The sequence below is a fragment of the Chryseobacterium vrystaatense genome, from assembly GCF_000737765.1.
Taxonomy (GTDB): Bacteria; Bacteroidota; Bacteroidia; order Flavobacteriales; family Weeksellaceae; genus Chryseobacterium; species Chryseobacterium vrystaatense.
Map to the genome: position 1 here is coordinate 309,741 of NZ_JPRI01000012.1, position 25,882 is coordinate 335,622.

Annotated in this window: 24 protein-coding genes; 16 read left to right on the forward strand and 8 right to left on the reverse strand. The window is 36.8% G+C overall.

Going from position 1 to position 25,882, the window contains the following annotated elements; translation table 11 throughout:
- Window positions 1–83 precede the first annotated feature (83 nt).
- From cmk to IW16_RS23725, 4 genes are all read left to right on the forward strand, one after another.
- Window positions 84–758 carry a (d)CMP kinase gene (gene cmk, locus IW16_RS23710; protein ID WP_034750634.1) on the forward strand — a complete coding sequence of 225 codons (675 nt, stop codon included), beginning with the start codon at window positions 84–86 and terminating at the stop codon, window positions 756–758.
- 95 nt (window positions 759–853) lie between these two features.
- Window positions 854–1,204, forward strand: a complete 351-nt coding sequence (locus IW16_RS23715) for a YtxH domain-containing protein (protein ID WP_034750637.1) — start codon at window positions 854–856, stop codon at window positions 1,202–1,204.
- Window positions 1,205–1,284: 80 nt separating this feature from the next.
- Window positions 1,285–1,593, forward strand: a complete 309-nt coding sequence (locus IW16_RS23720; RefSeq protein WP_034750638.1) for a phage holin family protein — start codon at window positions 1,285–1,287, stop codon at window positions 1,591–1,593.
- A gap of 3 nt (window positions 1,594–1,596) precedes the next feature.
- Entirely contained in the window at window positions 1,597–2,094 is a 498-nt protein-coding gene (locus IW16_RS23725; protein ID WP_034750641.1) for a hypothetical protein, read from the forward strand.
- A gap of 120 nt (window positions 2,095–2,214) precedes the next feature.
- Here the strand turns inward: IW16_RS23725 and IW16_RS23730 are convergent, their stop codons facing one another.
- The gene (locus IW16_RS23730) at window positions 2,215–2,940 is read right to left on the reverse strand and encodes a TrmH family RNA methyltransferase (protein ID WP_034750643.1); all 726 of its coding nucleotides are present in this window, start codon (window positions 2,938–2,940) and stop codon (window positions 2,215–2,217) included.
- Between IW16_RS23730 and tamL the strand changes: the two genes are divergently transcribed.
- Window positions 2,926–5,550, forward strand: a complete 2,625-nt coding sequence (gene tamL / locus IW16_RS23735; protein ID WP_034750647.1) for a translocation and assembly module lipoprotein TamL — start codon at window positions 2,926–2,928, stop codon at window positions 5,548–5,550. The two genes, IW16_RS23730 and tamL, sit on opposite strands and share 15 nt — an antisense overlap.
- Here tamL and IW16_RS23740 read toward each other — a convergent pair.
- Both IW16_RS23740 and IW16_RS23745 read right to left on the reverse strand, forming a co-directional pair.
- Window positions 5,547–6,164 (reverse strand): SanA/YdcF family protein, encoded by a 618-nt coding sequence (locus IW16_RS23740; protein WP_034750650.1) that lies wholly within the window; start codon window positions 6,162–6,164, stop codon window positions 5,547–5,549. The two genes, tamL and IW16_RS23740, sit on opposite strands and share 4 nt — an antisense overlap.
- Entirely contained in the window at window positions 6,161–7,285 is a 1,125-nt protein-coding gene (locus IW16_RS23745; RefSeq protein WP_034750653.1) for a ferredoxin--NADP reductase, read from the reverse strand. Before IW16_RS23745 ends, IW16_RS23740 begins: the two co-directional genes overlap by 4 nt.
- Before the next feature lie 32 nt (window positions 7,286–7,317).
- On the opposite strand from IW16_RS23745, the gene IW16_RS23750 reads away from it, so the two are divergent.
- The 8 genes from IW16_RS23750 (at window position 7,318) to IW16_RS23785 (ending at window position 16,462) form a co-directional block, all read left to right on the forward strand.
- Window positions 7,318–7,878, forward strand: coding sequence for a TlpA family protein disulfide reductase (locus IW16_RS23750; protein WP_034750656.1), 561 nt, complete (start codon window positions 7,318–7,320; stop codon window positions 7,876–7,878).
- A gap of 22 nt (window positions 7,879–7,900) precedes the next feature.
- Complete coding sequence (locus tag IW16_RS23755) at window positions 7,901–8,872, forward strand: iron ABC transporter permease (protein ID WP_034750659.1); 972 nt, start codon at window positions 7,901–7,903, stop codon at window positions 8,870–8,872.
- An 85-nt stretch (window positions 8,873–8,957) separates the two neighbouring features.
- The gene (locus tag IW16_RS23760; RefSeq protein ID WP_034750662.1) at window positions 8,958–9,881 is read left to right on the forward strand and encodes an ABC transporter ATP-binding protein; all 924 of its coding nucleotides are present in this window, start codon (window positions 8,958–8,960) and stop codon (window positions 9,879–9,881) included.
- A 165-nt stretch (window positions 9,882–10,046) separates the two neighbouring features.
- On the forward strand, window positions 10,047–10,499 hold the full coding sequence (locus IW16_RS23765; protein WP_034751372.1) for a MarR family winged helix-turn-helix transcriptional regulator: 453 nt from the start codon (window positions 10,047–10,049) through the stop codon (window positions 10,497–10,499).
- A 55-nt stretch (window positions 10,500–10,554) separates the two neighbouring features.
- On the forward strand, window positions 10,555–12,948 hold the full coding sequence (locus IW16_RS23770) for a 3-hydroxyacyl-CoA dehydrogenase/enoyl-CoA hydratase family protein (protein WP_034750665.1): 2,394 nt from the start codon (window positions 10,555–10,557) through the stop codon (window positions 12,946–12,948).
- 29 nt (window positions 12,949–12,977) lie between these two features.
- Window positions 12,978–13,340, forward strand: a complete 363-nt coding sequence (locus tag IW16_RS23775) for a four helix bundle protein (RefSeq protein WP_034750668.1) — start codon at window positions 12,978–12,980, stop codon at window positions 13,338–13,340.
- 38 nt (window positions 13,341–13,378) lie between these two features.
- Window positions 13,379–14,557 carry a thiolase family protein gene (locus IW16_RS23780; protein WP_034750670.1) on the forward strand — a complete coding sequence of 393 codons (1,179 nt, stop codon included), beginning with the start codon at window positions 13,379–13,381 and terminating at the stop codon, window positions 14,555–14,557.
- A 138-nt stretch (window positions 14,558–14,695) separates the two neighbouring features.
- Window positions 14,696–16,462, forward strand: coding sequence for an acyl-CoA dehydrogenase family protein (locus IW16_RS23785; protein WP_034750673.1), 1,767 nt, complete (start codon window positions 14,696–14,698; stop codon window positions 16,460–16,462).
- 82 nt (window positions 16,463–16,544) lie between these two features.
- Here IW16_RS23785 and IW16_RS23790 read toward each other — a convergent pair whose 3' ends face one another.
- Together IW16_RS23790 and IW16_RS23795 are read right to left on the reverse strand one after the other, a co-directional pair.
- A complete protein-coding gene (locus IW16_RS23790; protein ID WP_034750676.1) occupies window positions 16,545–16,949 on the reverse strand; it encodes a DUF805 domain-containing protein in 405 nt (134 codons plus the stop codon).
- Window positions 16,950–17,061: 112 nt separating this feature from the next.
- Window positions 17,062–17,853 carry a hypothetical protein gene (locus IW16_RS23795; RefSeq protein WP_034750678.1) on the reverse strand — a complete coding sequence of 264 codons (792 nt, stop codon included), beginning with the start codon at window positions 17,851–17,853 and terminating at the stop codon, window positions 17,062–17,064.
- A gap of 207 nt (window positions 17,854–18,060) precedes the next feature.
- On the opposite strand from IW16_RS23795, the gene IW16_RS23800 reads away from it, so the two are divergent.
- Window positions 18,061–18,396: a YegP family protein gene (locus IW16_RS23800; RefSeq protein ID WP_034750680.1), complete on the forward strand. Its 336-nt coding sequence runs from the start codon at window positions 18,061–18,063 to the stop codon at window positions 18,394–18,396.
- Window positions 18,397–18,475: 79 nt separating this feature from the next.
- The gene (locus tag IW16_RS23805; protein ID WP_034750683.1) at window positions 18,476–18,922 is read left to right on the forward strand and encodes a phosphohydrolase; all 447 of its coding nucleotides are present in this window, start codon (window positions 18,476–18,478) and stop codon (window positions 18,920–18,922) included.
- Here the strand turns inward: IW16_RS23805 and IW16_RS23810 are convergent.
- Together IW16_RS23810 and IW16_RS23815 are read right to left on the reverse strand one after the other, a co-directional pair.
- Entirely contained in the window at window positions 18,919–19,635 is a 717-nt protein-coding gene (locus IW16_RS23810) for a DUF2490 domain-containing protein (RefSeq protein WP_034750686.1), read from the reverse strand. The two genes, IW16_RS23805 and IW16_RS23810, sit on opposite strands and share 4 nt — an antisense overlap.
- Before the next feature lie 71 nt (window positions 19,636–19,706).
- On the reverse strand, window positions 19,707–21,518 hold the full coding sequence (locus tag IW16_RS23815; RefSeq protein WP_034750689.1) for a TonB-dependent receptor plug domain-containing protein: 1,812 nt from the start codon (window positions 21,516–21,518) through the stop codon (window positions 19,707–19,709).
- Between the two features lie 511 nt (window positions 21,519–22,029).
- Between IW16_RS23815 and uvrA the strand changes: the two genes are divergently transcribed.
- On the forward strand, window positions 22,030–24,822 hold the full coding sequence (gene uvrA / locus IW16_RS23820) for an excinuclease ABC subunit UvrA (protein WP_034750692.1): 2,793 nt from the start codon (window positions 22,030–22,032) through the stop codon (window positions 24,820–24,822).
- 135 nt (window positions 24,823–24,957) lie between these two features.
- Here uvrA and IW16_RS23825 read toward each other — a convergent pair whose 3' ends face one another.
- Window positions 24,958–25,599: an NAD(P)-dependent oxidoreductase gene (locus IW16_RS23825; RefSeq protein WP_034750696.1), complete on the reverse strand. Its 642-nt coding sequence runs from the start codon at window positions 25,597–25,599 to the stop codon at window positions 24,958–24,960.
- Between the last annotated feature and the right edge of the window lie 283 nt (window positions 25,600–25,882).

Here is a 25,882-nt window from a genome sequence, read left to right on the forward strand (position 1 = left end):
TTCAAAATAAAGAATCTTTAGAATAATAAATATTTTTTTCTGCGTTGTCTTGATTTTTTAAAAAAATTCTTGAAATTTGCGGTATGAAAAAACCTGTAATAGCTATCGATGGGTACTCGTCTACCGGAAAAAGTTCAATTTCTAAAGTCATTGCCGATAAACTGGGTCTTATACATCTGGATACCGGTGCGCTTTACAGGGGGGTAACATGGTTTGCATTACAAAACTGTATAGATGAGAATGGTTCTATAGATCTTCAGAAACTTTTCTCTTCCCTGGACCAGATTGAACTTGAATTCAGAAATAATGACGGTGAGCTCATTCTTTACCTCAATCATATTGATATTTCCAAACAAATCCGAACCAATGAAGTTTCCGACAATGTAAGTATTGTTGCCAAACAGAAAGAAGTAAGAGACTTCCTCCTCCATTCACAGCGTTCACTGGCAGAAAAAGGTGGCATTATTATGGACGGACGTGACATAGGGACAGTAGTTCTGCCAAATGCGGACTATAAATTTTTTCTGACAGCAAGTATTGATGAAAGAACCAACAGAAGGTATTTTGAATTGGAAAGCTTAGGAATTCAGGCCGAGAGAGAGCAGGTAAAGAAAAACCTGATCGTTCGTGATAAGATCGACAGCGAAAGGGAGATAGCTCCTTTGAAGCAGGCTGAAGACGCTATTGTTATTGACAATACGAACCTTACAAAAGACGGAACAATAGATCTGATTTTATCTCATATCAAAAATATTTAACACTTTTTAATAGGCACACTCCCTCCTTTGGTATACAAATTGTACATTTCATGCTAGTAAAAACTAATATTTATTAACTATTAAAAAAGCTAAAAATGTCTAAAAACGGAAAAAATACAGCAGGTATATTGGCAGGACTTCTTGCAGGTGCTGCAGCAGGTGTAATCTTAGGAATGCTTTATGCGCCAGAAGAAGGTAAAGAAACTAGAAAAAAAATCAAAGATAAAGCAGACGACCTAAAGGACCAGGCTAAAAACAAATATGGCGAGGTATCTGAAAAAGTAAAAGATCAATACAGTAATATATCTTCTACTTTTAAAGAAACAGCCAACAGTGTAGCCCATACGGTAAAAGACGGATATGATAAATACAAGGATCAAATCGTTTCTAAAACTGCAGACGTAGTAAAGGATGTAGAAGCAGAACTGAACGATCTTAAAAAATAAAATAGTTTATTTTTTGAGTAAATTATGGGAAGGAACTTTTTGCACGAAAGTTCCTTTTTTTGTAACTTTAAAAAAAAACAATGATAGAGACTATTAAAGAATATGCATCGAAGAGAATAGACCTTCTGAAAATAGAAGCTACTGAAAAATCCTCTCTTTCTGCAGGGCTCATTACCTACTTTGTAGTGCTGCTAGTTGCTTTTACTTTTTTTATTATCCTTTTTAATTTTGGAATGGCATTTCTGATCGGCAAGGCACTTGACAATACATCTTACGGATTCTTAATTGTTGCCGGATTTTATGTCATAGTAATGGCACTTATTGTTGCTTTTAAAAATAAGCTTGTCAATATGGTCGCAGATCAGGTTATTAAATTTTTAAATCATTAAACTATGGGCAGAAAATACGAAAGCATTGAAGAACTGAGAAGAAAGAAAAAACTGCTCCAGGGTGAGATTAATGACCTTGAAAATCTGCTTACCTTTAAAAATACAAAAGAAAGCCTCAGCGCATTTACAAATGGACTGACAGACCAGTACCTACAGGAAAAAGTAGATCAGGACGGCGATGAAAAAGTAGTTCTCCGAAAAGATGTTATCGCCAGACACCTTACCTCTGAAGTAAAGGATATGTTCATTAATAAACAAACCGCAGTAGGAATTGCAAGCAGTGCATTGGGTGGTAATGTTGCGGACAGCCTCATTAAGTTGGGGATCACCGCAGTAGTTGGAAATTACGCTAAAAATAACATGAAAAGCTCAAACTGGAAGAAAAAACTTTTGGGTGCTGCTATGATCTACCTCGCTCCTATTGCTCTGAAATATGTCAGAAAGAAACTGGAAGTCTACCAGAAAAACAAAAGTGTTTCGAGCCTTGAACAATTGATATAGAAATTTGTAAGATTTCAGATATCAGATTTTAGATGTTAAAATGGTGATCGGTTTATCACACCTTATTTAGAATCTAAAATCTGATATTTAAGTTAAATGTATGAATCTGAAATATGATATCTACTTCCTAAACAATTGTCCCAAAATAATTCCCGCCGCCATAGAAACATTAAGGCTTTCTGTAGATTGGGATCTTCCGAATCTTGGAATGGTGATGCATTGATTTAGGAGTTTTTCTGTTTCCGCACGCATTCCGTTCCCTTCATTACCTAGAATCAAATTGATTTTTTCAGGTCTTTCAAAAGTATAAATATTTTCTCCTTCCATATCAGTTCCGACATTGACATTCTCCGTTTTCGAAAGATATTCTGTGAGATCTGTATAAAAAATATTCACTCTGGTGAAAGAGCCCATGGTGGCCTGTATCACTTTTGGATTATAAACATCTACCGTATCTTCACTGCAAATGATCTGTTCTATTCCGAACCAGTCTGCCAAACGGATGATAGTTCCCAAATTACCGGGATCCTGTAATCCGTCCAGAATCAACTGAACATTCTTATCTTCCCTCTTTTCTTCTTCAGGCAGATAACAAACTGCTACCGAATCTTTAGGCGTTTTAAGAAAGCTGATTTTTTTCAGCTCATTTTCAGTGATCTGGATAACAGGTACATCTGTCCGGTCCAGTTTTTGCGGATCGGTAGAAAATATTTCTTTAACTTTAAAGTTAGATTCAGGAAGTTCACTAATGATTTTATTACCTTCAACCAAAAACAAATTGTATTTTTGCCTGAACTTCTTTTTATCTAAAGACTGTAAAATTTTTATTGTATGAGCTGTAAGCATTATAAGAATTCTCCTCAAAAATATTATAAAATTATCTCATTTGCAACATTTGTTGGTCTCCTTTATGCCTGCAGTACAACAAAAAAAGTTCCGGACGGTGAATATCTGCTTACTAAGAATACTTTTGAGTTCGAAGATAAAAGAGAATCCATCGATGATGAACTGAAAGATTACGTACAGCAGAAGCCCAATAAAAAGCAGCTTTTATTCATGCCACTGAGTTTAGGATTTTATAATATGGCCAATCCTAAGTATGATACTTTACTCAATGAATACATGACCTATCCTGATGAAATGAGAAATCAGAAGCTAAGAGATTCTCTTTTCCTTAAATACAATATGAAGAACAGTGTCGGAAAAACACTATTTCTGGACCGTCTGCTTCACAGCTGGGGAACGCCACCGGTAATCCTGGATCAGACCAGAAGTGAAAAAAGCACGGAATCAATTGAAAAAAGACTGATATACAGAGGATTCTGGAATGCCGACGTCCATATCAAACACTCTATTGATTCCGCATCTAAAAAAGCAGCTGTTAATTATTTTATCAGACATAACGATCCTACTTACATCAAGGACTACTACTATAATATTACTGACCCTACCGTAAAAGGCCTTTACTGGCAAAAGCTTGACAAAAGCCTTATAAGATCCGGGCAGAGACTTGACCAGACCGTTCTTGAAAAAGAAGTAACAAGAATTACCGATCTGATGCGGGAAAACGGATATTACAGATTCAACAGCTCCAATGAAGAAGTCTATTTTGTAGCAGATTCACTGAAAAGCAAAAAACAGATTCCTCTTACACTGGAAATTCATAAAGATTCTGCAGATCATCCTTATAAAGTGGCTACCATAGGAAATATTGACGTTGCAATTGTCAATGAAGCGGGTGATTTTCCCAAAAACACCATCAAGGACAGTTTAAGAAGAATCAGGTTCCATAAAATGGACAATAGTTATAAAACGTCTTCCCTATGGAGAGCGGTTATTGTAGACAGCAAGAAAGTTTATGACCAAAAGAATCTTGACCTTACAAAAAGAAATTTCATCGCCATGAATAACTTCAGCATTCTGAAGGCCAGAGATTCTTTAAGAAGAGGTGGAGGCACTTCACCTAACGACAGTATTGTAGATGTTCTTTATGTATTGAAACCTCTTCCTAAATATGAACTTAAACTTGGAACGGATATCAATTACTCTCAGCTCCTGAACCTTGGGGTATCCCCTTCTGTAGACCTTACGACCAGGAACATTTTCAAAGGAGCAGAAAACCTTTCAACGAGCATTTCCGGAACATTCGGTTCCATAAGAAGTACGAAAAATATTGATAAGAAAGATCTCGCATATGAAATTTCAGCGCAGGCCTCTCTTAATTTCCCGAGACTTCTTCTGCCGTTCGATTATTATAAACTTCTTCCCAAAAGATATACACCGACCTCCTCCATTCTTTTGGGAGCATCGGTACAGAATAATATAGGTTTGGGAAGGGTTAACTTTAATACCGGCTTGAATTATCAGGCCAATGTTAATGATCAGGTATCACACAGACTTACCCTTTTCAACACTCAGGTCAGTCTTACGAAAAATAAAGATGCTTATTATAGCTATTTTGCCAATGACGAGATTATAAGAGACAATACGTTTAACAACTATTTTGCCTACAGTAAGAATATCCCAGATATTGCCAATATTGAAGACCAGTTCCGTTCAGGACAAGTAAGTATTGACTATGTTTCAAAACAGATCGTTAATGACATCAATTATCCGGGGACACTTAACCAGAAAGGACAAGACCTTCTGACAGCATTCAAAGGAACTCTTGTGAATAAAGACAGACAGACACAGGATGTGATTATCTCGTCTATGATCTATAATTTTGTTTATAATGAGATTGGCAAAAAAGATTATCCCAACGCCTTTTATTTTAACGGAAAGGTAGAGCTCGCGGGAAATATCCTTAGTCTATTCAATCAAAAAAGAGATGCAGGAGGTGTTTTCGCAAGCCCACAGCGAACCATCTTCGGAATTCCTTATGCTCAATTTGTAAAATTTGACATTGACACCAGGAAATATTTTAAATTCAATGGCAATCAGACGCTGGTTTTACGTCAGTTTATCGGAGTGGGTATTCCTTATGGAAACTCTAAAGACATGCCTGTTATCAAGTCTTACTTCAACGGTGGATCCAATGACATCAGAGCATGGGTTGCATTTGGAGGACTGGGCCCTTCAGATTCTCAGGTCGATGAAAGAGTACGTACCTATATGACCAACAACTTAAAGCTGACCACGAATATAGAATACAGGGTTCCGTTTAATGAAATGTATGAAGGTGCTGTATTTACCGATATCGGAAATACCTGGAGTATTAGAAAACCCGGCGAAAACAACAGTTATGGAGATGAGTTTAAATTCAATAAATTCTTAGGGCAAATGGGAATCGGAAGTGGAATTGGTTTGAGAGTGAACATTGCTTATATCACGTTCAGACTTGATTTAGCTTATAAAATCTATGATCCAAATAAACCTGAAGGTGAACGATGGAGATTTAAACACTTCCAGCCCTTCAAACCTACACCGAATATTGCATTCGGATATCCTTTCTAGTCCGGAGAAATCCCCAATATGAAATAGACTACAGCAATCACTCTGGCGAGAACTTCCCTGGCTTGATTCCTGTAGTAGCTTTCGGGTTTTGTGACATCCTGAGCATCAAATCCAAGAGCATTCATATTATTGTTTCTCGCAAAAAATAATGCACGAAGATTATGAAAACCCTGTGAAACAATAATTACATCTTTCTTTTTGTAGATATCTTTACATCGCAGGATGCTTTTATAGGTATTAAATCCTTTCGGATCCTCAATAATAATATGTCCCGGAACTCCTTCCTCATTGACAAGGTAATTCTTCATTGCTGCCGGTTCGTTATAGCCTCTGCTTTTCTCTCCGCTTACAATAATTTTTTTGATTTTCCCATGATGGTATAAAAGTGCCGCGGCGTCCATTCTTTTTGTAAAATAGGGATTGGAAAGGCCCGATCTCATCTTTGGAGAAGTTCCCAGAACCAGAGCAATTTCGCGGGGTGGAATTTTCGAAATCTTGGTATAGGTACGTCCGTTCGTAAGCCCGAAAACCCAGGCATTACACAGACATATCATCAGAATTCCTATTTCTATTGATATAAAACTTAAGTTAAATATGTTCTTAATAATTCTCAACTAAGGTCAAAGTTAAGCTTTATTTTCTTACTTTTTATAATGGACATACATGCTAATATTTTTCCCTGTGCCTCCTCTTTTTCTGTCAGATACTCATTTTCAAGAAGCTCTACCTCTCCTTCTTCCAGATAACACTCACAACTTCCGCAGATTCCTGATTTGCATGAATAAGGCACTGGAAATTTCTGAATAAGAAGCTGCTGAAGAATCCGTTCTTTATTATCAGGAAGAAATGTTTCATATTCTTTTCCAAATATCTTAAACCCCACTTCCACATTTTCTATAAGAGGAAATTCTTTTTCTATTGGATAAATATCGTCATTATATTCTTCAAAAAGTTCAAAATGAATATTCTTTTTCGGAATACCGTGATGATAGCAAGCATTGGCCAGCGATTTGATCATTTCTCCTTTACCACAAATCAGCACTTCATCTACTGCATCCCAGATCGTAGATTCCTCATCAGTATCATCCAAATGAAGAATCTGGTTGATGATCAGATTCAGTTTTTTTTCATCCAGTCTCCCATAAAAAAACTGGTCTGCTGTTTTTTCTTTTGAAAAAAAATAAAAGATCTGAAGTCTGTCACCGTACCGTTTTGCAAGGGTATCCAGTTGTTCCCTGTAAATAAGTTCATCTGAACTTTTATTACCAAAAAACAAAAACAGTCTGGTGCGCGGTTCCGTGTGTAATATATTTTTAAAGTGGCTTAGAACAGGAGTTATACCTATACCTGCAGCAAAAGCAACAATCGTCCTAAATTCACTGGGTTTGGAAACCAGGGTAAATCTTCCCGAAGGCTCTCCCACCATAAGTTCATCTCCAACATTATAATTTCTGAACAGCTCTGCAGTGGCTCCCTCAGAGGAATTCACTTTGATTCCAAGACAGATTTTCTTCTCATATGGAGCAGAAGTCATCGAATAATCGTTAATGACATCCTGGCCGTGAGCTGAAAATTTAATGCTTACAAACTGCCCTGCTTCAAACTTGAAATTCTCCTGCAAATTCCCGGGAATATCGAATTCCAGAGAAAAAGTATTTTTGGTCAGTTGTTCCTTTTTCGCTATTTTTAACGGATGAAACTGTATAAGTTTCCCTTTATAGATTTGTTGTTCCATACTTCAATTCAAAAATAGTCAAAAAATAATTTATGAAGAAGATAATTTTATCCACGCTTATTCTTACCGCTCTTTATTCTTGTAAAAAAGATGGCGAGAAGACGCAGGACACTGCCGTAACAGATTCGGTTTCTGTAACGGAAAATAAGACTTCTGCTGCAGATACCCATACCTCCAGGGAACTTTCTCCGGAAGACCTCGGAAAGTTTTTAGCTCAAAAGAATGACACCTTATATGTTACCAATTTTTTCGCAACATGGTGCGGACCGTGTATGAGAGAAATTCCTCATTTCAAAAATAAAATGGAAGAGCTTAAAGGTAAACCTGTAAAATTTACTTTTATCAATCTTGATGATAAATCTGAGTGGGAAAGTTCTGTGAAAAGATTTGCACAGGAGAATAACCTTGCTTCCAATATCATTCTTTTAGATGGACAGAAATTAGATCCAACTTTTTTCACCAGCAATTTTAAGCAGTGGAACGGTGGTTCAATTCCTTTTACGTATTTAAGAAAAGGTGATAAAACTGATGAATATTTAGGAATGATGACAGAAGAAGTATTGAACTCTAAAGTCGAAGCTTTTTTAAAATAAACATCCAGATTCTTTCTGAATAATGTCAAAAAAATTCAAGATCCTGTGTTTACTGCTGACAGCCGCTATTATATTGACTGCGGTCATCAATCTGAACACAGGATTTTTAAGTTTAAATCTCCAGGACTTTTTTCAGGATTCTGCCCAAAGCCAAATCGCTGAAATTCGTATCAATAGGGTTCTCGTTATGCTTTTGGCTGGAATTTCAATTCCAACTTCAGGCTTCCTGATGCAGGAATATTTTCAAAATCCGCTGGCTGGTCCTGATATCCTCGGAATCACATCTGTAGCCAGTTTATCAGTAGCATTTTACATTTTCTTTTCCCACGATTTTCTGATTCCTGAGTTTCTGCAAAACAGTTTTCTCAGCCTTTCAGCGATTGCCGGAAGTCTCGTGCTAATGATGGTTTTGCTTTCTATGTCTAATAAATTTCAGGACAAATCCTATCTTATTATATTTGGATTCCTTGTTTCCGCATTTGCCGGGGCTATAGTGTCTTTGCTGCAGTTCTACGCAGAAAACCAGAGTCTCAAAAACTATATTTTATGGTCTTTCGGTGCTAACAATATGGTCACCAGAAACCAAATCTATGTGTTGTCCATTTTAGTTCTGATCGGAATGTTTTTCTGTTTTAAAACGATCAAACCGTTGATCGGAAATTCATTGGGAACCTCTTATGCTCAAAGCTTAGGAGTCAATCTTAATCAGCTTAAGATCCTGATCATTGCGGCCTCTTCCCTACTTTCGGCTTCTATTACAGCATTTTTAGGGCCTATACTATTTATTGGCATCATTGTTCCTCATTTCTGCAGACTGATCTATAATCCCTCTAAATTATGGCAACAATGGATCCTGAATATGTTCCTTGGGATGCTGATGATGATGCTTTTCTCTGTGGTTGCAGAAAAAACACAAATTCCATTGAATGTGATCAGCTCAGTATTTGGAATTCCCGTAATTTTATTAATGCTTTTGAAGCAGAATAGGGTTTAAATTTGCTGAAAAGCTTTGATTTTCTTGCGCCTTAAAAACAGTATTTTTGTAAAAATTTGCGTCTTTTCAATTAACCAACAGACCTATGCACCTAGAAATCAGACAAGCCAACATAGGCTACGACAAAACTTTAATTTCAAATGCTAATGCAGATCTGAAACTGGGTGACGTATGTCTACTGATTGGAAACAATGGTGTCGGAAAAACAACGCTTATCAAATCTGTTTTGCATCAAATTCCTCTGTTAAGCGGAGAAATTTTAATTAATCAAAAAAATATAAAAGACTTTTCCGTCAAAGAAGTCGCAGAAAACATAGCCGTTGTTTTCTCAAAATCAACTATTCCTCAGCACTACACCGTTGAGGACCTTATTTCATTGGGAAAATACATATACTATCCTTTTTATTTTGAACTTAAAAAAGAAGACAGAAAGGAAGTTGCTCATATTATTGATGAACTGGATCTCAAACAGTACCAACATACCCTGCTTAAAAACCTTTCGGACGGAAATCTGCAGAAAGCATTTATAGGAAGGGCTATTACGCAAAGCTCCCCGGTAATCATTCTGGATGAACCTACCACTCATCTAGACGAAAAAAACAAACTGATCATACTAAAAACACTCCGCAGACTGGCTAAAGAGCAGCAGAAAATAATTCTGTTTTCTTCTCACGACTGGAGACTGGCCAAAGAATTTGCAGATAAAATATGGTATGTAAAGGAGAACATCCTTTTCTCTGGTCTCGTTGAAGACCTATTGCTTCAGCATAATGAACTTACCAATGTTTCATTATTTCAGGTGAATGAAAATTTCGTCCCCCCATCTATTGATGCTCCACAGGTTCATAAGGAAATGCTGTATTCTTTACTGCAGAAAAATTTCGAAAAAGACCTGTCTGCCTTCCATTTTGAGTATAAAAACGGCTTTTGGGGAATTCTTAGAGGTACGTCCAAACTACAATATGAATCTTTCGAAGAAATAGTTGATTTCGTTAAAAACACGCACTAATACCTCGTTTATATTAAATATTTCACATACTATGCATGCATAGTATTATGCTAATCATACAATTTAATCTGTTTACTATCAGCTTATTAACAAAATTTAACGTTAATAAATACTATGCATGCATAATATTTACTAAATTTGGGTAACACCATTCGTACTTAAATGATGGATAATAATAGAGAAAAAATAGAAAACGTAGATTTAGTTTTAAAACAGACCTGGCTGGCTGTTTCTAAAATGTACACGGAACTTGCTCAAGAGCATGATTCTACAGCAGTGCAAGCCCTCACCCTTCTTAAAATTGATCCTAAAGAAGGTACCCGAAGTACCAATCTGGGACCGAAAATGGCTATCGAACCCACCTCTTTGACCAGAATTATCAAACTTCTGGAAGACAATGGATATATCTATAAAGAAAAGACCACTGCCGACAAAAGGGAGGTAATCATTAAACTTACCGATAAAGGTTTGAATTCAAGGAATATGTCGAAAGAAGTGGTGGTCAATTTTAACAAGAAAGTGATGGAAAAGATCGCTCCTGAGAAAATTGAAACCTTCAAGGAGGTCATGTCCGAAATCATGAAAATCGCAAACGAATTATTAAACAACAGAAAATAAATGATCATGAAGCCCCAGGGTTTCATATGATTTTAGAAATAATAAAAATTTACATATGAAAAGAAGAATCAAACATGTAACGGTTCTTGGTTCAGGAATTATGGGAAGCGGTATTGCAGCACATTTCGCCAACATCGGTGTCGAAGTGTCTCTTTTGGATATCGTTCCTTTTGAACTGACAGAAGCTGAACAGAAAAAAGGTTTGACCAAAGATGACAAAGCAGTAAGAAACAGAATTGCTTCTGAAAACTTTGAAAAACTGAAAAAAGCAAGTCCTGCCCTTCTCTATTCTCCTAAATTTGCAGATAGAATTAAAGTAGGGAATTTCGATGATGACCTTCAAAAAATCAAAAATACAGACTGGATCATTGAAGTAGTTGTAGAAAAACTTGACATTAAGAAATCTGTTTATGAAAAAATTGAACAGTTCAGAAAGCCGGGAACATTAATTTCTTCCAATACATCAGGAATTCCTATTCATTTTCTAATTGAAGGAAGAAGTGATGACTTCAAAAAATATTTTGCGGGAACGCATTTCTTCAACCCGGTCAGATACCTTCCTCTTTTAGAGATCATTCCTACTCCTGATACTCTTCCGGAAGTAGTTGAGTTTTATATGAATTATGGTGCTAAATTTTTAGGAAAAACTACAGTTTTAGCAAAAGATACTCCGGCATTCATTGCCAACAGAATCGGAGTGTTCTCCATGATGGATCTTCTTCACAACGTACAGAAATTAGGATTAACGGTTTCTGAGGTTGATAAATTAACAGGTCCAGTGATTGGACGTCCTAAATCCGCGACATTCAGAACTGCTGATGTGGTAGGTCTTGACACTTTAGTTATGGTTGCCAACGGCGTACGCCAAAGCGGTGCTGAAGCCAATAATTTCAATGATGTATTTGCTCTTCCAAGCTATATCCAGACCATGATGGATAATAAATGGCTGGGTTCTAAAACAGAGCAGGGTTTCTATAAAAAAGTGAAAAATGTAGAAGGAAAATCTGAAATTCATTCTTTAAATCTTGATACATTAGAGTACGAACTTCAAGGGAAATCATCATTCCCTACTTTAGAATTAACTAAAAACATCGACAAACCAATTGACAGATTTAAAGTTTTAATTGGTGGTAAAGATAAAGCCGGAGAATTATATAGAAAATCGTTAGGTGCATTATTCGCTTACGTTTCTCATAAAGTTCCCGAAATCTCAGACGAGGTTTACAAAATAGACGATGCTATGAGAGCAGGTTTCGGATGGGAAAACGGTCCATTTGAAATCTGGGATGCTGTAGGCGTTCAAAAAGGTATTGAATTAGCTAAAGATGCAGGCTATGAAGTTTCAGACTGGGTCAAAAATGTAGAAACTTTCTATAAAGTAAACGATGAAGGACAAAGTATCTTTGTTGATAAAAACTCAGGAGAATACAATAAAATTCCGGGTCAGGATGCTTTCATTATTTTAGATAATATCAGAAAGAACAAAACGCTATGGAGCAATTCAGGAGCATCTATTGAAGATCTTGGGGATGGTATCATCAACTTTGAGATCCGTTCAAAAATGAATTCTCTCGGAGGAGAAGTTCTTGACGGATTAAACAGAGCTATTGATTTAGCGGAAAAAGAATACGACGGACTGGTTGTTGGAAACCAGGGAACTAATTTCTCTGTAGGTGCAAACCTTGCAATGATCCTTATGATGGCCATCGAGCAGGACTGGGATGATCTGAATATGGCTATTGCCTATTTCCAGAAATCTATGATGAGAGTACGTTACTCCTCTATTCCTGTTGTAGTTGCTCCTCACGGAATGACCCTTGGTGGTGGTTGCGAAATGACCATGCACGCAGACAGAGTTGTAGCAGCAGCCGAAACTTATATAGGATTGGTAGAAACAGGAGTTGGCGTTATTCCCGGAGGTGGAGGAACAAAAGAACTTACCTTAAGAACTTCAAGAGAGTTCCACAGCGACGACGTTAAAAATAACAGACTTCGTGAAGCTTTCATGAATATCGCAATGGGTAAAGTAGCTACTTCTGCATACGAAGCCTATGACATGGGAATTCTTGAAAAAGGAAAAGATATCGTTTCTGTCAGCAAACACAGACAGATCGCTGAAGCTAAAAAAGTAGCCAAACTACTGGCTGAACAAGGGTATACACAACCGATCGAACAGAAAGTAAAAGTTCTTGGTAAAGATGCTTTAGGAATGTTCTACGTAGGAACAGATCAGATGCTTACCGGAAACTTCATTTCTGCACATGACAAGAAAATTGCAGACAAATTAGCTAACGTAATGGTCGGCGGAAACCTTTCTGAACCCACCGTAGTTACCGAGCAATACCTGTTGAATCTTGAAAGAGAAACATTCTTACAACTTTGCGGTGAAAGAAAAACCCTGGAAAGAATTCAGTATATGTTGCAGAATGGTAAGCCACTTAGGAATTAGAAGTTAGATATTAGATATTAGAATTTAGAATGAAAGCGCATAGATTACACGATCTGCTTATTTGGAAAAAATCAATGACATTAGTGAAGGACATCTATCTTATGACAGAAAATCTTCCTGCTGATGAAAAGTTTGGACTTATTTCTCAAATCAGAAGATGTGCGATTTCAATTCCTTCTAATATTGCTGAAGGTGCCGGAAGAAATAACATGAAAGAATTTTATCAATTTTTAGGGATCGCCACTGGTTCTTGCTATGAACTTGAAACACAACTGATCCTTTTGGTTGAATTAAATTTTCAAAATGAAACAGACATCACACCTTTGTTAAATAATCTAAATGAAATTCAAAAGATGATTTACAAGTTTAAAACCAATTTAATAAACGGTTAGAATCTAACTTCTAGCCTCTAATTTCTAACTTCTATACAATGAAACAAGCATATATAGTAAAGGGTTTCAGAACTGCCGTAGGAAAAGCTCCAAAAGGAAGTTTAAGATTTACAAGACCCGACGTGATGGCCGCTACAGTTATTGAAAAATTAATGGCTGAGCTCCCTCAATTAGATAAAAACAGAATCGATGACCTTATCGTAGGAAACGCAATGCCGGAAGCTGAACAGGGCCTAAACGTAGCCCGTTTAATTTCTTTAATGGGATTGAATACGGATAAAGTTCCGGGAGTTACCGTAAACAGATATTGTGCATCAGGAAGTGAGGCTATTGCGATCGCTTCTGCAAAAATACAGGCTGGAATGGCGGACTGCATTATCGCAGGAGGTACAGAATCTATGTCTTACATCCCAATGGGTGGTTACAAGCCGGTTCCTGAAACGGAAATCGCTAAAACAAACCCTGACTATTACTGGGGAATGGGTTACACTGCTGAGGAAGTAGCCAAACAGTATAATATTACAAGAGAAGAACAGGATCAGTTTGCCTATGAATCGCATATGAAAGCTTTAAAAGCTAATGCAGAAGGAAAATTTGCCAATCAGATCGTTTCGATTCCTGTAGAATATAATTTCCTGGATGAAAACCAGAAAATGCAGTCTAAAAAGTTCGATTTCTCTATTGACGAAGGTCCGAGAAAAGACACTTCTTTAGAAGGTTTGGCTAAGCTTAGACCTGTATTTGCAAACGGAGGAAGCGTTACTGCCGGTAACTCATCTCAAATGAGTGATGGAGCTGCTTTCGTTATGGTGATGAGTGAAGAAATGGTTAAAGAATTAGGTCTTGAACCTGAAGCAAGATTAGTAGCATACGCTGCTGCAGGTCTTGAACCGAGAATTATGGGTATGGGTCCGATCTATGCTATCCCAAAAGCTCTGAAACAGGCTGGTCTTGAATTAAAAGATATTGAATTAATAGAATTAAACGAAGCATTTGCATCACAATCCGTAGCCATCAAAAAAGAATTGGGCTTAAATCCGGATATTCTTAATGTCAACGGAGGGGCCATTGCTCTTGGCCACCCGCTTGGATGTACCGGAACAAAATTAACGGTTCAGCTTCTAGACGAAATGAGAAGACGCGGCAATAAGTATGGTATGGTATCAATGTGCGTTGGTACCGGACAGGGAGCTGCAAGTATTTTCGAACTGCTTTAATTGTATAATGTCGGCTGTACAATGTATAAAGTATTAAAGACGTACAGCTGATATTACAAAGAAAAAGTACAGTATATGTCATACTTTTTACTTTGTACAATATACTTTTTACAAAAAAATAAATAAACAAAAAAACATATGGCAACACTAAAGGGAGGTGAATTCCTCATCAAGGAAATTCCTGCAAATGATATTTTCACTCTTGAAGAATTGAGTGAAGAACAAAAAATGCTTCGTGATTCTGCTAAAGAATTCATTGACAGAGAAGTAATCCCTCAGAAGGAAAGATTTGAGAAAAAAGATTATGCTCTAACTGAAGAAAAGATGCGTCAGTTGGGGGAAATGGGACTTTTAGGAGTTGCTGTTCCTGAGGAATATGGCGGTCTTGGAATGGGCTTTGTCAATACAATGCTTGCATGTGATTACTGCTCAGGAGCGAATGGCTCTCTGGCAACTGCTTATGGTGCCCACACCGGAATCGGAACCCTTCCTATCCTATTGTATGGTACGGAAGAACAAAAGAAAAAATACCTTCCGGATCTGGCTACAGGTACAAAATTCGGAGCATACTGTCTTACTGAACCGGATGCCGGTTCTGATGCGAACTCCGGAAAAACAAGAGCAAAACTTTCCGAAGACGGAAAACATTATATCATCAACGGGCAAAAAATGTGGATCTCCAACGCAGGTTTTGCGGAAATCTTCATTGTCTTTGCTAAAATTGATGATGATAAAAATATTACAGGTTTCATCGTAGAAAAAGAAGGTACTGAAGGACTTTCTTTCGGTGAAGAAGAACATAAATTAGGAATCCGCTCGTCTTCTACAAGACAGGTGTTCTTTAATGATATGAAGGTTCCTGCTGAAAATCTTTTAGGTGAAAGAAACAACGGTTTCAAAATCGCATTGAATGCGTTGAATGTTGGAAGAATTAAATTAGCGGCTGCCAATCTGGACGGACAGAGAAGAATCTTAAACCATTCTCTTCAATATTCCAACGAGAGAAAACAGTTTGGTGTTTCCATATCAACTTTCGGAGCTATCAGAAAGAAACTGGCAGAAATGGCTACCGGAATTTTCGTTGCTGAAGCGGGTTCTTACAGAGCGGCAAAAGATGTTGAAGATAAAACCAATGAATTGGTTGCCGGTGGAATGAATCACCAGCAGGCGGAACTGAAAGGTGTTGAAGAATTTGCTGTGGAAGCATCAATTCTAAAAGTTTTCGTTTCAGACTTAACGCAACATACTGCTGACGAAGGAATTCAGGTATACGGAGGTATGGGCTTCTCTGAAGATATGCCAATGGAAGCTGCTTGGAGAGATTCAAGAATTGCAAGAATCTACGAAGGAACTAATGAGATCAACAGATTACTAGCGGTAGGAATGTTGATTAAAAGAGCAATGAAAGGAGAATTAGATCTACTTTCTCCTGCAATGGCTATCAGCAAAGAATTAATGGGAATTCCATCGTTTGATGTTCCTGACTATTCAGAATTCATGAGCGAAGAGAAAGGAATTATCGCGAACCTTAAAAAAGTATTTCTTATGGTTTCCGGAGCTGCCCTTCAAAAATTCATGATGGATATTGAAAAACAGCAGCACTTACTGCTCAATGCTTCTGAAATTCTTAATCAACTGTATATGGCAGAATCTGCGATATTAAGAGCTGAGAAACACTTCTCTGCTGATTCTGTAGAGGCAGCAATGGCACAGCTTAACTTATACAAAGCTGTTGAAAAGATCATCGCAGCTGCCAAGGAAGGAATTATTTCTTTCGCTGAGGGAGATGAACAGAGAATGATGCTTTCAGGTCTGAGAAGATTCACAAAGTATACAAATCATCCTAATGTAGTGGCTTTAACTGAAAAGGTTGCCGCTCACTATATTGCCAAAGGAAATTACTAAATATCTGTTTGACATATAAAAGTAAACGCTCCAAGTTTTTGGAGCGTTTCTTATATTAATATGGATTTTAATTCTTTTGGAATTATATCTGCTTTTGTCCAATTTCATTGATTTCATTGAAATTTTCTTTAGGATTTACACCGTATTCGTTAGATCCCGGAGTTCCTTCTGTTGCTAAAATTACAATCAGCCAAATAGCTCCAACAATTGGAATCAAAGATATAAAAAACCACCATCCGCTTTTATCAACATCATGTAATCTTCTAACCAGAACAGCCAATCCCGGAATAAAAGTAGCTAATCCGTAAATCAAATAAATAAATCCATAAGGGATTTGCTCGTTAAATTTCAATCCTAAAAGATTGTCTAATAACGCAGCGATAAATGCGAAGATCATATTAAACAATATGTACATCCAGTATTCGGTTCTTCTGGCTCTTCCTGAAAAATCAGCATACTGTTTTAATACCTTTAAGTACCATTTCATAGTTTTTGTTTTTTTGTTAGGGCCAAAAATAGAGATTTTTTTCAGATTTCCAACTGCTTTTATTTTTTAATCGTTACAGGGTTATTTTCTGTAAAATATTCAACAAAGCATCCTAATTCTGCACTTCCTCCCGATAATCTATAAAAATATTCTGATAATCTTTTAAACTTGCTTTTCCAGATTTGATGATTTTTCCGTTCTTATAAATACTGTAATCATCCTTTTCATTATTTTTTGGATTTTTAAAGTCCAAAATAATTCCATCTTTTATTTTCCCTGAAGAATCTGTTTGTAAGGAAGCTAAAGCATCAGGTGCGAATTTTTCAGCGTATTTTCCAGAGTAAATTTTTAAAAGCGAATCTTCCTGAGTGAAAAAATCACCGATATTATTGAATATATCACCCAGATTACTCAAATCTGAACGAATATCCAATCTGTAAAAAAGCTTATAGGTTTTATCCGGATTATCATCTGCTACATGATCATAATTTGTATACACAATAGTACTATTAACAATGTTGCTTGAAATAGAAGTGAAAATCTTGGCATTTTTGGGTAAATTATTTATGTCAAAATCAATACCTTCTGTTATGATGACTGGCTTATTTTTGTACAGAAAAGTTCTGACTTGTTTTTTATTTTTCAGTTCAATCTTAATTAATGAATTTTTATCTTGTGCATTTGATATGATTACAGCATTCTTCGTTTGAGAAAACAGCAAAGCATTTCCATAATTTACCGCTGCCATCGTTACAACCATACTGTCCAGTTTTCCGTTTTTATACTTTTTGAAAGTACTTCCTCCTTCAATTTTTGTTTCTACAAAACCAGAAGCATCCGTGTTTTGACCAGAAACAAACATAGAAAATATAAAAACATTAAAAAAAACAAGAATATTTTTCATTTTAAATAGTTAAGTATAGCTAAGTTAAGCAATAAAAGTTCTGATCCCGATATATCTTTTCTCATCAAACGCAGCAGTAATAATAGAAAAAGTTTTTCATCCCTAAAGCGTTTTTTACTTTCCATATTTTTTTTTAATTTTAATAAAAATTCAGACTGATAATTTATCATTAAAAACTACAACCATCAAATTCAAAATAAAAAAACTATGGGAAAATTTATGATCTCGAAGAGAACAGACGGCGACTTTAAATTCAACCTTAAAGCCGGAAACGGACAGGTAATCTTAACAAGTCAGGGATATGGCTCAAAAGCATCATGTGAAAACGGAATAGAGTCTGTACGTACCAACTCACAGGATGACTCAAAATTCGAAAGAAATACGGCAAAGGATGACCGCTGCTATTTCAATTTGAAAGCCGGTAACGGACAGGTCATAGGAACCAGCCAGATGTATGAATCTGAAAACGGAATGGAAAATGGTATAGAATCCGTAAAAAACAATGCGCCAGGCGCTTCTGTAGAGGATGAAACCATCAATTGATATTCCTTAAAATAATCTCAATAAAAATGTCTTATTTTTTAAGGCATTTTTTATTTTTGTATTCTATTTTCTATTTGAAATGACAAAAGAAGAACTGCTCAACAGAGCCATAAAGATAGCTGATAAAGCACATAAGGGACAAACCGACAAATACCACGCTCCATATATTGCTCACGTAATGCGTGTCATGGAATATGGCAAAACACTGGACGAAAGAATCGTTGGTGTTCTGCATGATGTGGTAGAAGATCATCCCACAGAGTTCAGTCTTGAGTATTTAAGAGCTGAAGGTTTTCCCGAATATATAATTTTTGCGATAAGCTGCCTCACCAAATTTGATCCGGACGAGGATTATGATGAATTTATTAAAAGAACAGAAAGGTCTCCCCTTTCCGTTGCAGTAAAGCTGAATGATCTCCGCGACAATATGGATCTACGAAGAGTAAACAGAGAGCTTACTCCCAAGGATATCAAAAGATTCAACAAATACCTGAAAGCGTATCATTATCTGATAGAGAAATATTAATCCGCTCCAGGGAAGTCATAGGTCTTCGTAGGATGGTCTGTACCATCGATATTGATGTTCAGGGCCAGATAGATAAAGTGAAGGTTTTTATTTCCTTTCGCTTCAAACTCGCGCTGCCACAGATAACCGGTCAGGATTCCAAAGTTGTCATCGATCTGATAGCCAAAACCACCATACACTCTGTTTCTTGCAAAAGTAGGCTTCATTGGGCTCACCAGGAAAATCTCGTCATACACATTGGCGAAAACAGTTCCTTTCTTGACAGTTTGTGCATTCAGGGGAACACTTATGTTCAGGCGGTATCTGTAACGCATTCTCTGGGAACTTTTATCTGTAGCAGGCTCATAGAACCAGCTTTTTTCCGCACGGACACGGTTTTCAAACTTAACGATTCCTTTTTTGAGATCAATCACGTCCTGAAGCCATACTCTGAATTCCTCTCTGCTCAGACTGTGCTCTTTGTAATTCACGTATCTTCCAAGACCTACGAAAGGTTTATGGTTTTTGGTCAAATTATAACCTACCCCTCCTTTGATCTCATAGTAATCCGGGTAAGTATAATCTTCGTTACCTCTAAGCTGACCTTCTGCATAGAGGAAAAACTTAGGATGAAACTTGTAGGTTAGAGTCACTGCATTGAAGCTGGAAACGTGTTCCTGTGCTTTTAAAAAGGTCAGACTTAATAGTATACTCAGACTTAAAAAAAGTTTCATAAAAAATTTTTGCAAAAATAAATTATTTAACAATTTGTTAATATTAACTTTCATTCATTTGAACTTAACATTTACTTAATATTGATCGTGTATGAGAACCCTACATGGAACCATCTTTGCGGCATCCCAACCCCAAAAGCTTCCGTATATTTTGTGTTCGTCAGGTTATTGATCAGAACATATACCGAATAGTCTTTTTTAGTAAAACTAAGCTTTTCATCAAGAAGATTGTAGGTTCCAAGATTCACTCTTTCATTATACCTGTAAACTAATTCATTGGTAAAATAATTCAGGAATCTGGTCTCCAGTTTTGCAACGACCTGGTGTTTCAGATTATCGAGAATATATCTTGAAACAACCTCATTGGATTCTTTTATTTTACTGTCCAGATAAGTGTATCCTACGGTGTATTTCAGCCAGTCAAAAGCCCTGTGGCTCACTTCTGTTTCGATACCTTTTGTGTCAATTTTGCCTACATTCTGAGCATACCATACCGGATCTGTCAGGCTGTGTTTAACCCAGTCGATCGAATTGTTGGAGTTCCTCATAAACCCACTCACTTTGGCCAGAATCCTGCTGTTTTGGTACTGGTATCCGATTTCAGATGAAACGGCATTTTCAGGGAGCAAATCAGGATTTCCCTGTTCGGTTTTACTTACATAATAGAGGTCCGTAAATGTTGGAACTCTGTGTACTCTCGCTATATTTCCATAGACCTTATTATTCTGGTTGAAATTATATCCTATATCTAAACCCGGATAGAAAAAGTTTCCTTCTTTGGAATAATTGGCCCATGAAATTCCGGGGCTGATGTTCAGTTTTTTGTCCAGTAGTGAAAAGTGATGCTCAAAGAAAACCTGAGAAACAAAACGGTTTCTTTCCCCTAAGTTATTGCTCGCCAGAAATTCTTTTCTCAACTCAACCCCGACACCTGTCGTTCCAAGCCCCCATTGATAACTTGAATTGACCTCACCTCCTGCATTATTCCCAATGTGCATGTTTCTATAACCATTAGGCTTATTTCTGTCATACAGATACATATCCTGGCCTCTTCTCCAGTATACATTGGAGCTTAGTTTTAGATTGCCAAACTTTTGCTGATGAGCAAGACTCACAATAGATGCCTGAGTCTCTTCATATTGTTCAGTAGCGTCTTTAGATGCGTAAAAACCATTAGCTCCGAATTTCTTTTCAGAAAAACCTGCCTGCAGTTTAAGATCTCCGTTTTTAATGTTCAGTTTACTTTGGTAGAAAACATTTCGGATCTCATAATCTGTATTGTACATATATCCCTGTGATGAAGCAGAATTAGCCTGAAGAGAATTAGAGAATTTTTCATTTCCCAGCTGCGCATTAAAACCGAAGCCGTATGTTTCATAATCTCCTCCTTCCGCACTGATCTTCACCCTTTTTCCAGGAGTTGTTTTTGTAATAATATTAATAACACCGGCATATGCATTCTGCCCGAATCTTCTCGCAGCCGGTCCTTTTATAATCTCGATCCTTTCTACATCATCCATATCTACAGGAATATTCATGGAATTATGCCCTGTCTGGGAATCATTCATCCTGATCCCGTTCAATAACAACAGAACCTGTTCAAATGAACTTCCTCTGAAACCAATATCACTCTGAACACCGTTGGCTCCTCTCCTTCTGATGTCCATTCCGGGAACCTGTTGAAGAACCTCATCAATACTTTGTGCGGGAGAATTGGCGATATCTTCTTTGGTAATGACCGTAATATTCTGATTGGCATTTTTATAGGGAGTTGAAATAAATTTCCCCTGAAATTCAATGATTTCAATATCAGTTGTCTTTTCCTGTGCATGTGCGCAGAGCATTGACCCCAATAAAAATATGCTTCCAATCTTCTTGATCATAGTAGTCCTAGTTTTGTTCTTAATCAGTTTCTTTAATAATGGTCTCAAAAGTAAGGGAGTTCCCGAAGACAGGCAAATGATAGTTATCATAAAAAAAGATGCAGTATAGTTAATACTGCATCTCTTGTGGGAAGTAACTTTTTATCTTTTTCTCATTAAATGTGTAACAAGATCTCTGAATAACTTTCTCATTTCTTTATTACATATTTATGAATGCAATTTTAAATAATTTTAAAATACAAAACAATAGTAAATGATAAAAACATATTGAAAATCTTAAACCTTTTAAAAAACCGATGATGATAACACATTAGTATAAGCTTATGAATGACAATCATTTATTAGAATCCTCCCTTTATATGAGCAGATAACCAGGACATTTTTTTTCCTAATAGTTCAGCATAATATATTTGTATCTGGGAAACATTAAAGCATCATAATTTCGCTAAAAATTCGTAATTTTGTGGGTCTTTCTTTTTAAGATGAGAACAATCTTTTTCAGAGATAAAACATGGCTAAAACAATAGAAATAGATATAAAAAAACAGATCTTCGTTAAGAATGCACATCTTAACAATCTGAAACATATAGACGTCCTGATTCCGAAAAATAAACTGATCGTCATCACAGGAGTTTCCGGCAGCGGAAAATCCTCCCTGGCATTCGACACCATTTATGCGGAAGGACAGCGAAGATATGTAGAGAGCTTAAGTTCTTATGCGCGTCAGTTTTTGGGCAAATTAGAAAAACCTAAAGTAGACGACATCAAAGGACTGGCACCATCGATTGCTATTCAGCAGAAAGTAATTTCTTCCAATCCCAGGTCTACAGTAGGAACTTCTACAGAGATCTATGATTATATGAAACTCCTTTTTGCCAGAATCGGAAAAACCTTTTCTCCGGTTTCGGGGGAAGAAGTGAAGAAAGATTCTGTATCTGATGTAATAGATTTTATTAGGGCTTCCAAAAAGGATACTTCATTTTTACTGACAGCCCCTTTAGAATATGATGCAGACAACTTTAAAGAAACACTGAACGTTTTAAAACTGGCAGGTTTCACAAGACTTGAGATCAACGGTAATTTAGCCGGCATTGAAGATCTGGAAAGTTTTGGTTTTACTCCTGAAAAAGGAATGATTATTAATCTTGTAATCGACCGTTTTTCTTATGAAGAAGATGAAAGTTTTCTTCAGCGACTCGCAGATTCCATTCAGATGGCATTTTACGAAGGCCACGGATACTGCGCGTTAAAAAATCCGGATACAGGAAAAGTAAAAGAATTCTCCAATAAATTCGAACTGGACGGCATGGAATTTCTTGAGCCGAATGTCCATTTTTTCAGTTTCAACAATCCTTACGGAGCATGCCCGGCATGTGAAGGTTACGGAAAAGTGATCGGTATTGATGAAGATCTCGTAGTTCCCAATAAAACCTTATCTATTTATGAAGACGCTATCGTCTCATGGAGAGGGGAAACGATGAGTGAATGGAAAAAATCATTCATTAAAAAGGCTGAAGACTTTCCGATCCATAAACCTTATCATCAACTGACCAAAGAACAAAAAAGTTTCCTTTGGAAAGGTGATGGAAAAAGCAGCTTCCCTTCTATCAATAATTTCTTCAAAATGCTTGAAGAAAATTTATACAAAATCCAGTACCGCGTTATGCTTTCACGATACAGAGGAAAGACACTCTGCCCTACCTGTGAAGGCTTGAGACTGCGTGAAGAAACAACCTGGGTAAAAGTAGACGGGCACAATATCCAGTCGATGATCGAGCTTCCATTAGATGAATTATATCCATTAATAGAAGGACTAAAACTTTCTGAACACGATCAGGATGTTGCTAAAAGATTATTGTACGAGATCAAGACCCGTATCCAGTTTTTGCTAAAAGTAGGTTTGGGGTATTTAACGCTAAACAGAACTTCCAATACGCTTTCAGGTGGAGAAAGTCAGAGAATTAACCTTGCTACAAGTTTGGGAAGTTCCCTGGTAGGATCTATATATATTCTGGATGAGCCTTCCATTGGTCTTCACTCAAGAGATACGGAGAATCTGATTGGAGTTTTAAAAAACCTGCGTGATCTGGGAAATACGGTCATTGTTGTGGAACATGATGAAGATGTCATGAAAGCTGCTGACTATATTATAGATATCGGTCCTGAAGCGGGATATCTTGGTGGTGAACTGGTATTTGCAGGAGATTATCATGAGCTTAAAAACGCAGATACGCTTACTTCAAAATATCTAACCGGAAGGATGGAAATAGAAATTCCAAAAAAGCGAAGAAAAGCTAAGGAATGGATTCACATTAAAGGAGCAAGACAAAATAACCTTAAAAATATTGATGTAGATGTTCCTCTGGAAAGCCTTACGGTGATATCCGGAGTTTCCGGAAGCGGAAAATCTACACTGATGAAAGAAATCCTGACGAATGACATCCAGATCCAGCTTGGAATGGGTGGAAAAAAGGGAGATTACGATTCTGTAGAATTTCCTAAAAAACTGATTAAAAACATTGAGCTGATTGACCAGAACCCGATCGGTAAATCTTCACGATCCAACCCGGTAACCTATCTGAAAGCTTATGATGATATCAGAGATCTTTTTGCCAAGCAGAAAGTTTCAAAAATGATGGGTTATAAGCCTAAACATTTCTCTTTCAACGTGGACGGAGGAAGATGTGACGAATGTAAAGGTGAGGGAGTGATCAACGTTTCCATGCAGTTTATGGCAGATATAGAACTGGAATGTGAAGTATGTAAAGGTACCCGTTTCAAAAGTGAAATTCTGGAAGTGAAATTTGATGAGAAAAGTATTTCCGATATTCTTCATATGACCGTAGATGAATCTTTGGAATTCTTCAAAGACAATAATGAAGAAAAGATCGTCACAAAACTGAGACCTCTTCAGGATGTTGGATTAGGATATCTGCAGTTGGGACAGAGCTCTTCTACCCTTTCAGGTGGTGAAGCACAGCGTGTAAAACTGGCCTCATTCCTTGTGAAGGGTGTGACAACAGATAAAACACTGTTCATCTTTGATGAGCCATCCACAGGCCTTCATTTTCATGATATCCAAAAATTACTGAAATCACTTCAGGCATTGATTGATCTCGGGCATTCAGTGATTGTCATTGAACATCAGCCTGATATTATCAAATCTGCAGACTATATTATTGATATTGGCCCTGAGGCCGGAAAATATGGCGGTGAAGTTGTTTTTGCGGGTACACCGGAAGATCTGGCCAAAGATAAAAAATCGCATACCGCGAAGTACATTAAGGAGAAACTTGAAAACTAAATACAAATAGAGAGCCTAAGGCTCTCTATTTTTTTAATTTAAATAAAAACGGTTAAAGGTAAGCTTCGATTGAATCCTGTAGATTTCAGCTTTTTTATTATTGCTGACACACGATTTTTAATGTAAGCATTAGTCTTATTCATTGATATTGTACAGAAACGGACTCTGTTTTATATAGGTTTTGTCATTGATTTGGCAAACCAGAAATTCAGATAGGTCTGCTGCGCTGATCTTCTCTCCTATGCAGTCGGTCAGATTAGTTTCTGTTTTGAAATGCTCAGAGGTTGGGATAATTAATGGCAGCCTGGCTAAAGTCCAATCCAGATTACAGTTCACAAGCATGTCGTATTCATCCTGTTTGTCTTTGGTCGTTTTCGGATAATTCTGATACATCCATTCTGTAGCCATTTTTACTTTATCATTTTTATGATCAAAAGGTGTATCTACATTAAGTCCTGTAATAGCAATGTATCTTTTGATTCCATGGTCATTCATAGACTGTATGATATTTCGTGTAGCGTCTGTGAATATTGACTTTTCTCCTACAGGCTGTCCTATTTTGCTGATCACTGCAACGCAGTCTTTGATAAGCAGGTTAACCGCATCAAAATCTCTTGCATCTCCTTTTATAATATCAATTAATGGATGCTTAAGGGTGAAATTTTCAGGAGTCCGAAGTAACAGTTTCATAGGATGTCCTTTGTCCAAAAGTTCCTGAACAAGATAATTTCCGGTTTTTCCTGTTCCACCTATTACAGCAATTGTATTTGTCGTCATAATGATCTCTTTGTTTTAATTAGACGTTTCATCATAATGAATGAGAAAATAACCCACGCATTGATGGTGACATCTATTTTGATTTTATAAAATAATTGAATTTGGGTTCAGAAAATCTGAACCTTGGGATTTCAAGCACTTAGAAATGCACCCGAATAGTGATATTTATAAAGAGATATTAATGAGCCAAATATAGCTGTTTATTTTAAATTACAATACATTAATTACATAGTATAAAAAATCTTACCTCTTTTTACCTTTTTACAAAGATTCCACATTAATA

Bases quoted from the DNA above. Each gene is read 5' to 3' on its own strand.
- cmk (WP_034750634.1), top strand. From the start codon at position 84: ATGAAAAAACCTGTAATAGCTATCGATGGGTACTCGTCTACCGGAAAA.
- IW16_RS23715 (WP_034750637.1), top strand. From the start codon at position 854: ATGTCTAAAAACGGAAAAAATACAGCAGGTATATTGGCAGGACTTCTT.
- IW16_RS23720 (WP_034750638.1), top strand. From the start codon at position 1,285: ATGATAGAGACTATTAAAGAATATGCATCGAAGAGAATAGACCTTCTG.
- IW16_RS23725 (WP_034750641.1), top strand. From the start codon at position 1,597: ATGGGCAGAAAATACGAAAGCATTGAAGAACTGAGAAGAAAGAAAAAA.
- tamL (WP_034750647.1), top strand. From the start codon at position 2,926: ATGAGCTGTAAGCATTATAAGAATTCTCCTCAAAAATATTATAAAATT.
- IW16_RS23730 (WP_034750643.1), bottom strand. From the start codon at position 2,940: ATGCTTACAGCTCATACAATAAAAATTTTACAGTCTTTAGATAAAAAG.
- IW16_RS23745 (WP_034750653.1), bottom strand. From the start codon at position 7,285: ATGGAACAACAAATCTATAAAGGGAAACTTATACAGTTTCATCCGTTA.
- IW16_RS23750 (WP_034750656.1), top strand. From the start codon at position 7,318: ATGAAGAAGATAATTTTATCCACGCTTATTCTTACCGCTCTTTATTCT.
- IW16_RS23755 (WP_034750659.1), top strand. From the start codon at position 7,901: ATGTCAAAAAAATTCAAGATCCTGTGTTTACTGCTGACAGCCGCTATT.
- IW16_RS23760 (WP_034750662.1), top strand. From the start codon at position 8,958: ATGCACCTAGAAATCAGACAAGCCAACATAGGCTACGACAAAACTTTA.
- IW16_RS23765 (WP_034751372.1), top strand. From the start codon at position 10,047: ATGGATAATAATAGAGAAAAAATAGAAAACGTAGATTTAGTTTTAAAA.
- IW16_RS23770 (WP_034750665.1), top strand. From the start codon at position 10,555: ATGAAAAGAAGAATCAAACATGTAACGGTTCTTGGTTCAGGAATTATG.
- IW16_RS23775 (WP_034750668.1), top strand. From the start codon at position 12,978: ATGAAAGCGCATAGATTACACGATCTGCTTATTTGGAAAAAATCAATG.
- IW16_RS23780 (WP_034750670.1), top strand. From the start codon at position 13,379: ATGAAACAAGCATATATAGTAAAGGGTTTCAGAACTGCCGTAGGAAAA.
- IW16_RS23785 (WP_034750673.1), top strand. From the start codon at position 14,696: ATGGCAACACTAAAGGGAGGTGAATTCCTCATCAAGGAAATTCCTGCA.
- IW16_RS23790 (WP_034750676.1), bottom strand. From the start codon at position 16,949: ATGAAATGGTACTTAAAGGTATTAAAACAGTATGCTGATTTTTCAGGA.
- IW16_RS23795 (WP_034750678.1), bottom strand. From the start codon at position 17,853: ATGAAAAATATTCTTGTTTTTTTTAATGTTTTTATATTTTCTATGTTT.
- IW16_RS23800 (WP_034750680.1), top strand. From the start codon at position 18,061: ATGGGAAAATTTATGATCTCGAAGAGAACAGACGGCGACTTTAAATTC.
- IW16_RS23805 (WP_034750683.1), top strand. From the start codon at position 18,476: ATGACAAAAGAAGAACTGCTCAACAGAGCCATAAAGATAGCTGATAAA.
- IW16_RS23810 (WP_034750686.1), bottom strand. From the start codon at position 19,635: ATGAAACTTTTTTTAAGTCTGAGTATACTATTAAGTCTGACCTTTTTA.
- IW16_RS23815 (WP_034750689.1), bottom strand. From the start codon at position 21,518: ATGATCAAGAAGATTGGAAGCATATTTTTATTGGGGTCAATGCTCTGC.
- uvrA (WP_034750692.1), top strand. From the start codon at position 22,030: ATGGCTAAAACAATAGAAATAGATATAAAAAAACAGATCTTCGTTAAG.
- IW16_RS23825 (WP_034750696.1), bottom strand. From the start codon at position 25,599: ATGACGACAAATACAATTGCTGTAATAGGTGGAACAGGAAAAACCGGA.